This is a genomic window from Streptomyces sp. MMBL 11-1, assembly GCF_028622875.1.
Classification (GTDB): domain Bacteria; phylum Actinomycetota; class Actinomycetes; order Streptomycetales; family Streptomycetaceae; genus Streptomyces.
This window is the reverse complement of record NZ_CP117709.1, coordinates 1,465,668-1,478,214: the sequence shown is the minus strand read 5'-3', so window position 1 is coordinate 1,478,214 and position 12,547 is coordinate 1,465,668. Positions and strand designations below refer to the sequence as shown.

The window sequence follows — 12,547 nt, the reverse complement described above, 5'->3', positions numbered from 1 at the left end:
TCTGGGTCGTCCGGGTATGACTGCTGATCGGTTTGTGGCTGATCCGTTCGGTGTTGCCGGGTCTCGTATGTATCGCACGGGTGATGTGGTGCGGTGGGGTGCGGATGGGCAGCTCGATTTTGTGGGCCGGGTTGATCATCAGGTGAAGGTCCGGGGTTTCCGGATCGAGCTGGGTGAGATCGAGTCGGTGTTGTCGGGGCATGCGTCGGTGGCGCAGGTGTCGGTGCTGGCCCGGGAGGACCGGCCGGGGGCCAAGCGGCTGGTGGCGTATGTGGTTCCGGTGGCGGGTGTGGTGCCGGATGTGGCTGAGTTGCGGGCGTTCGTGGGCCGGTCGTTGCCGGAGTACATGGTGCCCTCGGCGGTGGTGGTGCTGGAGGCGCTGCCGCTGACGCCGAACGGCAAACTCGACCGCAAAGCACTCCCCGTACCGGACATGGGACCTGTCGAGGCGAGCAGGGAGCCGAGGAACGAGCAGGAGCGCGAGCTGTGCGCGCTCTTCGCCGAGGTTCTCGACCTGCCGTCGGTGGGCATCGACGACAGTTTCTTCGATCTGGGTGGTCACTCGCTGCTGGCGACGCGGCTGATGAGCCGGATCCGTTCGGTGCTGGGTGTCGAGCTGGCGATCCGTACCGTCTTCGAGGCGCCGACGGTCGCGGGTCTCGCGGAGCGTCTGTCGGGGGCGACCGACCGGGTGCGGGCGGCGCTGGGGCCGATGGAGCGGCCCGAGCTGGTCCCGCTGTCGTTCGCGCAGCGCCGGCTCTGGTTCATCAACCGCTTCGACGGGCAGAGCGCTGCCTACAACCTGCCCATCGCGATGCGTCTGACCGGTGAGCTGGACCGTGCGGCGCTGCAGGCGGCTCTCGCCGACCTGGTGACCCGGCACGAGAGCCTGCGCACCGTCTTCCCCGACTCCGACGGCGTCCCCCACCAGGTCGTGCTCGACCCCACCGCGGTGGAGATCGGGCTCGACACCGTCCGGACGAGCGAGGACGAGCTGGACGACGCGCTGTCCGCGGCCGTCCGGGTCGCCATGGACCTCGCGGTCGAGCTGCCTCTGCGGGCGCATCTGTTCGAGCTGGGTGAGCGGGAGCACGTCCTGCTCCTGGTGCTGCACCACATCGCGGGTGACGGCTGGTCGATGGCCCCCCTCGCCCGGGACCTGGCCGACGCCTATGCGGCGCGGCGGGCCGGCGGGGCGCCGGAGTGGGAGCCGCTGCCGGTGCAGTACGCGGACTACACGCTCTGGCAGCAGCAGGTGCTGGGCTCCGAGGAGGACCCGCACAGCCCGATCTCCCAGCAGCTCGCGTACTGGACCGAGAACCTCGCCGGCCTCCCCGAAGAACTCTCCCTGCCCGTCGACCGCCCCCGCCCCGCCGTCGCCGGCGGGCGTGGCGGGCGCGTCGCCTTCTCGCTCGACGCCGACCTGCACCGCGCGGTCAACGACCTCGCGGGCGAGCACCGGTCCAGCGTCTTCATGGTGCTCCAGGCCGGACTCGCGGCGCTGCTCAGCAAGTTGGGCGCAGGAGACGACATCCCGATCGGTACGGCCATCGCGGGCCGTACCGACGAGGCGCTCGACGATCTGATCGGGTTCTTCGTCAACACCCTCGTCCTGCGCACCGACACCTCGGGCGACCCGACCTTCGAGGACCTGCTGCGCAGGGTCCGCGACAGCGACCTCGCCGCCTACGCCCACCAGGACGTGCCGTTCGAGCGGCTCGTCGAGGTGGTCAACCCGGCGCGGTCGCTCTCCAGGCACCCGCTCTTCCAGGTGTCCCTCGGACTGCAGGCCGTCTCCGCATCCGACTGGGAACTGGCGGGCCTGCAGGCAGGCGCACAGCCGATCGGTCTGGACACCGCGCGCTTCGACCTCTCCTTCAGTTTCGCCGAGAAGCGCGACGAGGACGGCTCACCGGCCGGCCTCCTGGCCGACCTGGAGTTCAGTCTCGACCTCTTCGACGCCGAGACGGTCGAGGGCATCGCCCAGCGCTTCATCCGCTTGCTGGATCAGGCGGTGGCGCGGCCGAGGTGTCGGGTGGGTGAGTTGGATGTGCTGGCGGCCGGTGAGCGTGAGCGGGTGCTGGAGGGGTGGAACGACACGGGTGCCGGTGAGGTGCCGGGTTCGGTTGTGGAGCGGTTCGAGGCGCAGGTGGCGCTGGTTCCCGATCGGGTGGCGGTGGTCTTCGACGGTGTTGAGGTTTCGTATGCGGAGCTGAATGCGCGTGTCAACCGTCTTGCCCGGCTGCTGACGGGTCGGGGTGTCGGTCGTGGTGATCTTGTGGGTGTGGCTCTGCCTCGGTCGGTGGAGTTGGTGGTGGCGTTGCTCGCGGTGTTCAAGTCGGGTGCGGCGTATGTGCCGATTGATCCGGATCATCCGCAGGAGCGGATTGGTTATGTGCTCGATGACGCGCGTCCGGTGTTGTTGATCACTTCTGGCGGGTTGTTGGTGGAGCCGGCTGCCGGGGCGGGGGTTGAGCGTCTTGTGCTCGATTCGCCGGGTGTGGTGGAGGCTCTGGCCGGTCAGGGTGATGGTGATCCGGTTGGTGTTGCGGGGTTGGTCGCGGCTGATGCGGCGTATGTGATTTATACGTCGGGTTCGACGGGTCGTCCGAAGGGTGTGGTGGTGCCTCGGGGTGGTCTGGAGAATTTCCTGGCGGGGATGGGTGTGTTGTTCCCGTTGGGTGGTTCGGATCGGTTGCTGGCGGTGACGACGGTCGCGTTTGATATTGCGGGGCTGGAGTTGTATTTGCCGTTGGTCTCTGGTGCGGGTGTGGTGTTGGCGTCGAAGGATGTGGTGGCTGATCCGTGGGCGCTGGCTGGTTTGGTGGTGGGTTCGGGTGTGACGGTGATGCAGGGGACGCCGTCGTTGTGGCAGGCGTTGGTGGCTCATGTGCCGGATGGTGTGCGTGGGTTGCGGATGCTGGTGGGTGGTGAGGCGTTGCCGGGTGTGCTGGGTGACGCCATGCGGGGTCTTGGTTCCGGGGTGGTGAATCTTTACGGGCCTACGGAGACGACGATCTGGTCGACTGCGGGGGTTCTGGGGGAGCGGGTTGGTGCTCCTTCGGTGGGTTCGCCGATTCGTAATACCCGGGTGTATGTGCTGGATGGTGGTTTGCGTCCGGTTCCTGTGGGTGTTGCGGGTGAGTTGTATATCGCGGGTGAGGGTTTGGCTCGTGGTTATCTGGGTCGTCCGGGTATGACTGCTGATCGGTTTGTGGCTGATCCGTTCGGTGTTGCCGGGTCTCGTATGTATCGCACGGGTGATGTGGTGCGGTGGGGTGCGGATGGGCAGCTCGATTTTGTGGGCCGGGTTGATCATCAGGTGAAGGTCCGGGGTTTCCGGATCGAGCTGGGTGAGATCGAGTCGGTGTTGTCGGGGCATGCGTCGGTGGCGCAGGTGTCGGTGCTGGCCCGGGAGGACCGGCCGGGGGCCAAGCGGCTGGTGGCGTATGTGGTTCCGGTGGCGGGTGTGGTGCCGGATGTGGCTGAGTTGCGGGCGTTCGTGGGCCGGTCGTTGCCGGAGTACATGGTGCCCTCGGCGGTGGTGGTGCTGGAGGCGCTGCCGCTGACGCCGAACGGCAAACTCGACCGCAAAGCACTCCCCGTACCGGACTTCTCGTCCCCTTCCACGGGCCGGGCGGCGCGGACGCCTCAGGAGGAGATCCTGTGCGGTCTCTTCGCCGAGGTGCTGGGCGTCACCGATGTCGGAGCCGATGACAGTTTCTTCGATCTGGGTGGTCACTCGCTGCTGGCGACGCGGCTGATGAGCCGGATCCGTTCGGTGCTGGGTGTCGAGCTGGCGATCCGTACCGTCTTCGAGGCGCCGACGGTCGCGGGTCTGGCGGAGCGTCTGTCGGGGGCGACCGACCGGGTGCGGGCGGCGCTGGGGCCGGTGGAGCGGCCCGAGCTGGTCCCGCTGTCGTTCGCGCAGCGCCGGCTCTGGTTCATCAACCGCTTCGACGGGCAGAGCGCTGCCTACAACCTGCCCATCGCGATGCGTCTGACCGGTGAGCTGGACCGTGCGGCGCTGCAGGCGTCCATCGCCGACCTGGTGACCCGCCACGAGAGCCTGCGCACCGTCTTCCCCGAGACCGACGGCGTCCCCCACCAGGTCGTGCTCGACCCCGCGACCGCCACGCCGAAGGTGAACATCCGCACGGCCGAAGCGTCCGAACTGGACGCACTGCTGGCGGAAGGTGCCGCGTCCGGGTACGACCTCGCGGTCGAGCTGCCTCTGCGGGCGCATCTGTTCGAGCTGGGTGAGCGGGAGCACGTCCTGCTCCTGGTGCTGCACCACATCGCGGGTGACGGCTGGTCGATGGCCCCCCTCGCCCGGGACCTGGCCGACGCCTATGCGGCGCGGCGGGCCGGCGGGGTGCCGGAGTGGGAGCCGCTGCCGGTGCAGTACGCGGACTACACGCTCTGGCAGCAGCAGGTGCTGGGCTCCGAGGAGGACCCGCACAGCCCCATCTCCCAGCAGCTCGCCTACTGGACCGAGAACCTCGCCGGCCTCCCCGAAGAACTCTCCCTGCCCGTCGACCGCCCCCGCCCCGCGGAGAGTTCGGGACGCAGCGGACGCGTGTCCTTCCGCCTGGAGTCCGACCTCCACGCGAAGGTGCTGGAGACGGCCCGTACCAGCGGATCCAGTGTCTTCATGGTGCTGCAGGCCGGACTGTCGGCGCTGCTGTCGCGCCTCGGCGCGGGACAGGACATCCCGATCGGTACGGCCATCGCGGGCCGTACCGACGAGGCGCTCGACGATCTGATCGGGTTCTTCGTCAACACCCTCGTCCTGCGCACCGACACCTCGGGCGACCCGACCTTCGAGGACCTGCTGCGCAGGGTCCGCGACAGCGACCTCGCCGCCTACGCCCACCAGGACGTGCCGTTCGAGCGCCTCGTCGAGGTCATCGACCCGTCACGGTCACTGGCCAGACACCCGCTCTTCCAGGTGATGCTGACGCTGCAGAACACCGGCGGAGTCTCGGCCGAGCTGCCCGGCCTGTGCCTCGAACAGCACCAAGTAGGCATCGAGGGGGCCAAGTTCGACATCTCCTTCAGCTTCTTCGAGGAGTACGGGCAGGACGGCGCCGCGGCCGGAATCGAGGGGCACCTGGAGTTCGCCCTCGACCTGTTCGACCCGGCCACGGCCACCGCGCTCGCGAACCGACTGACCCGGCTGCTGACCGCGGCCGTCGCCGAGCCCGGCCGGGCGATCGGCCGCATCGACCTGCTCGAAGCGGACGAGCACCACGCGCTGCACCAGTGGAACGACACGGCCTTCGACGTCCCCGAGGCCGCCGAGTCCGTGCACGGCAGGTTCGCCGCCCAGGTGCTCCGCAACCCAGCGGCGGTCGCCGTCAGCAGCGGCGAGGGACAGCTGACCTACGCCGAGCTCGACGCACGCGCCGACGCGCTCGCCCGCAGGCTCCTCGCCGCCGGGCTGCCGGCCGAGGGACGGGTCGCCCTGCTCCAGCGCCGCTCGCCCGAGCTGGTCGTGTCCCAGCTCGCCGTGCTCAAGGCCGGTGGTGTGTACGTACCGTTGGACGGCCGTGCACCCTCGGCTCGCCTCGATCAGATGGTCAGGGAGACCGGCGCGGTCGCCCTGCTCACCGACGCGGAGTCGTGGACCGGGCAGTTCGACTGCGCCGCCCGGGTCCTGCGTGTCGACGAACAGGACCCGCGGGCCGAGGAGTTCGCCGGATCCGAAGCGGCGGCCGCGTGGCCGCTGCCCGACCCCGCGGCCCCCGGAGCCCCCGACCGGCTCGCCTACATCATGTACACCTCCGGTTCCACGGGGGCGCCCAAGGGCGTCGCCGTCCGCCACCGCGACGTGCTGCACCTGGCCCACGACCGGGCCTTCTCGAACGGCGCCCACACCCGGGTGCTGCTGCACTCGCCGCAGGCCTTCGACGCCTCGACCTACGAACTGTGGGTGCCGCTGCTGTCCGGCGGCGAGGTGGTCGTGGCGCCGCCCGGCGACCTGGACGTGCCCGTTCTGGCCCGCACCATCGCCGAACACCGGGTCAGCGGAGTCTGGCTGACCGCGGGCCTCTTCCGGGTCCTCGCGGAGGAGGCCCCCGGTGCCCTCGCCGGGGTGCGCGAGGTGTGGACCGGCGGCGACGTGGTCCCGGCCGCCGCCGTGCGCCGGGTCAGGGAGAGCTGCCCCGATCTGGTGATCGTCGACGGCTACGGGCCGACCGAGACCACCACGTTCGCCTCCCACCACGTGCTGCGTCCCGACCGGCCCGTGCCCGACCTCGTCCCGATCGGCCGGCCGCTGGACAACATGCGGCTGTACGTCCTGGACGAGGGGCTGGGCCGGCTGCCCGTCGGCTCGTCCGGCGAGCTGTACATCGCGGGCGCGGGACTGGCCCGTGGCTACTGGCAGCGGCCCGGCGTCACCGCGGAACGCTTCGTCGCCGACCCCTACGGTCCCGCCGGTTCCCGCATGTACCGCACGGGCGACCTGGTCCGCCGCGACCGGGCGGGGGACATCGTCTTCCTCGGCCGCGCCGACGACCAGGTGAAGGTACGCGGCTTCCGCATCGAGCCCGGTGAGATCGAGTCCGTCGTGGCCCGGCACCCGCAGGTCGCCCAGGCGGCCGTCGTGGTGCGCCAGGACCGGCCGGGGGACAAGCGCGTCGTGGGCTACGTGGTCCCGCAGCCGGGACGGCAACCGCTCGCCGCCGACCTGCGGTCCCATGTCGCGGACCTGCTCCCCGACTACATGGTCCCGGCCGCCTTCGTCGTGCTGGACGCGCTGCCGCTGACGGCCAACGGAAAGCTGGACCGCAGGGCCCTGCCCGCACCGGACTTCGCCGCCGAGTCCTCGGGACGCGCCCCGCGCACCCCGCGCGAGGAGACCCTGCGCCGGCTCTTCGCCGAGGTGCTCGGTCTGGAGACGGTCGGCATCGACGACAGCTTCTTCGACCTGGGCGGGGACAGCATCATCTCCATCCAACTGGTCAGCAGGGCCCGCAGGGACGGCCTCTCCCTCACCCCGCGTGACGTCTTCAGGCACCGTACGGTCGAGGCACTGGCCGCTGTGGCCAGCGAGGCCGACGAAGCGCGGCGGGCACTCCCCGACAACGGCGTCGGGCCGGTCCGGCTCACCCCCGTCGTGCACTGGCTGCGCCAGGTGGGCGGCCCCGTCGACGCGTTCAACCAGTCGATGCAGGTGGCCGTCCCCGAGGGCAGCGACCCCGCGCACCTGGCCGCCGTCGTCCAGACGCTGCTCGACCACCATGACGCGCTGCGGCTGACGCTCGTACGGGAGGAAGCCGAGGGGGCCGACGGCGCGGCGCACTGGTCGCTGGAGGTCCGGCCGCGGGGCGCGGTGGACGCGCGGGCGTGCGTCAGCCGGGTGCCGGCGGCGGGCCTCGACGAGGACGCGCTGCGGGACCTGGCCGTCGCCCAGCGCGAGGCGGCCAAACTCAGGCTCGACCCGGAGAACGGCGTCATGCTCCAGGCCGTCCTCCTGGACGCGGGCCCCGACGGGGGGAGCCAGCTCGTCCTCGTCCTGCACCACCTGGTCGTGGACGGGGTGTCCTGGCGCATCCTGATGCCGGACCTGAAGACCGTGTGGGAGGCGCTCGACGCGGGCCGCACGCCCGTGCTCGACCCGGTCGGCACCTCGCTCAGGCGCTGGTCCGAGCAGCTGACGGAGCTCGCGCACACCCCGGAACGCGTGGCGGAACTGCCCCTGTGGCGCTCCGTGCTCGAAGGGGCGGAACCGCGCTTCGCCGACCGCCCGATCGACCGGAAGCGCGATGTCGCGGGCACCGCGAAGGCGATCAGGGTGAGCCTGCCCCTCGAACTGTCCGCGCGCCTGCTGTCCGCGGTCCCGACGGCGTTCCACGCGGGCCCCAACGACGTGCTGCTCACCGGCCTCGCGCTCGCCGTCGCCCAGTGGCGGGAGCGCCGCGGCACCGCGGCCGACCGGCTGCTCGTCACGGTGGAGGGCCACGGCCGCGAGGAGGTCGTCGACGGTGTCGACCTGTCCCGCACGGTCGGCTGGTTCACCAGCATGCACCCGGTGCGGCTCGACCTCGGCGGGCTCGACCTGTCCGCGGCGCGTACCGGCGGACGGGCCGCGGGCGACGCGCTGAAGCGGATCAAGGAGCAGCTGCGCGCCGCGCCCGACCACGGGCTCGGCTACGGACTGCTGCGCCACCTCAACCCGGAGACGGCGGCGGAGCTGGCGGACCTCGCCGACCCGCAGATCGCCTTCAACTACCTCGGCCGCTTCCCGCTCGACCTGGCGGCCCCGGAGGACGGCGACCGTACGGTCGTGGAGCTCGCCGACGGCGCGGCGGGCGGCAGCGGGCCCGACATGCCGCTGGCGCACCCGCTGGAGATCAATGTCCTCGCCGAGGACTACGCCCAGGGGCCGCGTCTGGTGGCCACCCTCACCTGGCCGGGCGAACTGCTCGGCGAGCAGGACGTGCGGGAGCTGGGTGAGGCGTGGGCGCACGGCCTCGAAGCCGTCGCCACGCACACCGCACAGCCGGGCGCCGGTGGCCGCACCCCGTCCGACCTGCCGCTGGTCCCGCTCTCCCAGGGCGAGATCGACCGGATCGAGGAGACGTGGCCGAGGCCGGCCGATGTGCTTCCCCTCGCGCCGCTCCAGGAGGGACTGCTCTACCACGCCCAGTACGATGAGGGCGACGCCGATCACTACACGGTCCAGCTCACGCTCGATCTGCGGGGCGCCGTCGACGCGGCGGCCCTGCGGGCCGCGGCCGGGACGCTGCTGCGCCGCCACCCCAACCTCACCGCCGCGTTCTGGGGCGAGGGGCTCGGGCAGCCGGTGCAGGTCGTGCCCGCCGAGGCCGAAGCGGACTGGTACGAGGCGGACCTCAGCGGTCTCGCACCGGAGGAGTCCGAGCGGGAGCTCGCGCTGTTCATGGCGCGGGACAGGGCCCGCAGGTTCGATCTCACGGCGCCGCCGCTGCTGAGGTTCGCCCTGATCCGCACGGCCGCCGACCGCTACCGTTTCGTCCTGACCAACCACCACATCCTGATGGACGGCTGGTCCGTGCCCGTCCTGATGGGCGAGCTCGCCGCGCTGTACGCGCAGGGCGGCGACGACGCGGGCCTGCCCAGGCCGACTCCGTACCGCGACTACCTGGAGTGGCTGGCCGGGCAGGACGGTGACGTGGCACGGCGGGCCTGGAGCGAGGTGCTCACAGGGCTCGACGAGCCGACCCTGCTGGGCCTGCCCGGCGTACCCGGTCAGGAGGCACCGGCGCGGGAGCTCTCGGTCGAGCTGACCGACGAGCTGACGGCGGCCCTCACCGCGGCCGCACGCGGCCTCGGGGTGACCCTCAACACCGTGGTGCAGGGCGTCTGGGCCGTGCTTCTCGGCAGGCTGACGGGCCGTCAGGACGTGGTGTTCGGCGGCACCGTCGCCGGACGCCCGCCGGAGATCCCGGGCATCGAGAGCATGGTCGGCCTGTTCATCAACACCCTCCCCGTGCGGGTGCGGCTGGACCCGGCGGGGACCCTGGCCGATCTTCTCGGCACGCTCCAGGACCAGCAGGCGGGCCTGATCGCCCACCAGTGGCTCGGCCTGGCCGATGTGCAGCGGCTGGCCGGTCTGGGGGAGCTCTTCGACACCGTGACGGTGTTCGAGAACTACCCGGCCGAGCCCGATGCGCTGCCGGTCGCCGACGGCGAGGTCGGCATCGCGGGCACCGGAACGCAGGACGGCACGCACTACCCGCTGAGCATCGCCGCGATGATGTCCGGGACCCGCCTGCGCCTCAAGCTCGGCTACCGTCCCGACGCGCTGCCCGCCGGGCTGGCCGAGGAGCTGCCGCAGCGGCTGCTCGCGCTCTTCGAGACCCTCGTCGAGCGGCCTCGACTGCCGCTGGCCGAGCTGGACGTCCTCAACGAGCGGGAGCGTGAGCGGTTCGCCGAAGCCACCGGGAACGACGCGCGGGAGGTCGAACCCGGCACGCTCGCCGCGCTCTTCGAGGCCCGGGTGGCGGCGGATCCGCAGGCACCCGCGCTGGACAGTGCCGGCACCGTGCTCTCGTACGCGGAGCTCGACGCCCGCGCCAACCGGCTCGCCAGGCGCCTGATCGCCGACGGCGCGGCGCCCGAGCGGTTCGTGGCCCTCGCGCTGCCCCGCGGCGCGGACATGGTCGTCGCGTCGCTCGCGGTGGCGAAGACCGGGGCCGCGTACGTGCCGGTGGACCCGGAGTACCCGGCCGAGCGGGTGGCGTTCATGCTCGACGACGTGTGCCCGGCGCTGCTGGTGACATCGGCGGCCCGGGCGGACGGGCTGCCGGGCGGCCCGCTGCCCAGGCTCGTCCTGGACGAGCCCGCGACGGCGGCGGAGATCCTCGCGCTGTCCGGGGACGGCCTGTCCGCGGACGAACGGCGCGGTGACGCGTCGCTCGACTCACCCGCGTACGTCATCTACACCTCGGGTTCGACCGGCCGCCCCAAGGGCGTCGTGGTCACACACACCGGCGTGGCGGCCCTGGCCGCCGGGCTGCGCGAGCGCGTGCGGGTGGGCCCTGGCAGCAGGGTGCTGCAGTTCGCCTCGCCGAGCTTCGACGCCTCCGTGCTGGAGCTGACCCTGTCGCTGCTGGCCGGTGCGACGCTCGTCGTGCCGCCGGAGGGGCCGCTGGCGGGCGAGACGCTCGTCGACGTGCTGGCCGACCACGCCATCACCCATGCCTCGCTGCCGCCCGCCGCACTGGCCGGCGCGCCCGAAGCGGACCTGCCCGACCTGCGCGGACTGGTCATCGGCGGTGACGTGTGCACCGGCGACCTGGTGGCCACCTGGTCGCCGGGCCGGCTGCTGGTCAACGGGTACGGACCGACCGAGACCACCGTGGCCGCGACGATCACCTGGCCGGTGTCCGGCACCCAGGCGCCGCCCATCGGCCTGCCGCTGCCCGACACCACCGTGTACGTGCTGGGCCCGGAGCTGCGTCCCGTGCCCGCGGGCGCGGTCGGCGAGCTGTACGTCGCGGGGCCGGGGCTGGCCCGGGGCTACTGGAACAGGCCGGGACTGACCGCCGAGCGGTTCGTCGCCGACCCGTACGGTTCCGCGGGCTCCCGTATGTACCGCACGGGTGACCTGGTGCGGTGGGAGGAGGACGGCCAGCTGCGGTACGTCGGGCGGGCCGACGGGCAGGTCAAGGTCCGCGGGTTCCGCATCGAACTCGGCGAGATCGAGGCCGCGTTCACCGCACTGCCCGAGGTCGCGCAGGCCGCGGTCGTCGCCAGGGAGGGCGAGCCGGGACAGAAGCGGCTGGTCGCCTACGTGGTGGCCGCGGCGGGCGACGGACCGGGGCCCGACGCCGCCGCGCTGCGTCGGCGGGTGGCGGTGGGGCTGCCCGGGTACATGGTGCCCGCGGCGGTGGTGGTGCTGGACGCGCTGCCCCTGACGCCGAACGGAAAGCTGGACCGCAGGGCGCTGCCCGAGCCCGGGACGGCGGCCACCGCCGACGGCGGGGCGCCGCGCACCCCGACCGAGGAGGTGCTGTGCGGGCTCTTCGCCGAGGTGCTCGGCCTGGAGCGGGTCGGCGCCGAGGACGGCTTCTTCGAGCTCGGCGGTGACTCGCTGATCGCCACCAGGCTGATCGGCAGGGTCCGTTCGACGCTGGGGGCGAAGGTCAGCATCCGGGCGCTGATGGAGGCGCCGAACGTACGGGCGTTCGCCGAGCGGCTCGGCGGCGGGATGGAGCAGGACCCACTGGACGTGCTGCTGCCGCTGCGCCCGCACGGCTCCAGGCCGCCGCTGTTCTGCGTCCACCCGGGCGCGGGCATCGGCTGGACCTACTCGGGGCTGCTGCGCCATCTGCCGTCGGACCAGCCCGTGTACGCGCTGCAGGCGCGCGGGCTCGCCCGACAGGACGATCAACTCCCCGGCAGCATGCAGGAGTTGGCCGAGGACTACCTGGCGCAGATCCGTTCGGTGCAGCCGTCGGGCCCGTACCACCTGCTCGGCTGGTCGCTCGGCGGGATCGTCTCCCACCTGATCGCCACCGCGCTGCAGGACGCGGGCGACGAGGTGCGGCTGCTCGCGATGCTCGATGTGTATCCGGCTCAGCAGGACGGGCAGGACACGCAGGAAGAGCAGCAGCGGGAGGCACAGGAGGATCAGGACCCCGAGTCCAGGAAGCAGGACGTGCTCGGCGCTCTGCTCCAGTTCCTCGGCCTGGACCGGGCGGAGCTCGGCGACGAACCGCTCACGTACAGCTCCGTCATGGCGCTGCTGCAGCGCGGGGACAGCGCCCTCGCGGGCCTGGAGGAGCGGCACATCGTGGCGCTCGCCGATGTGGGCGAGAACTTCGCCCGCATCCTGCCGGGCGTCACCCTCGGCTCGTACGAAGGCGATGTGCACGTCTTCGTCGCCGCGCGCGGGAAGGACGACCCGGCGGCGCTGGCCCGTCAGTGGGACGCACATGTGAAGGGCCGGGTCGAGGAGCACCTCCTGGACTGCGAGCACGACCACATGACCCAGCCGCAGGCCCTGGAGCGGATCGCTGCGGTCCTGACCGACGCGCTCCGTTCGGCGGGCTGA

General features: G+C 71.9%; 1 protein-coding gene (running past one end of the window). It reads left to right on the top strand.

Translation table 11 applies throughout. From position 1 onward, the window contains the following. A protein-coding gene (locus tag PSQ21_RS06295; protein ID WP_274029409.1) for a non-ribosomal peptide synthase/polyketide synthase crosses the window boundary here: on the top strand, positions 1–12,547 show its 3' portion. It extends 5,618 nt beyond the left edge of the window; the window shows 12,547 of its 18,165 coding nt (coding positions 5,619–18,165); the start codon falls outside the window, past its left edge; its stop codon occupies positions 12,545–12,547.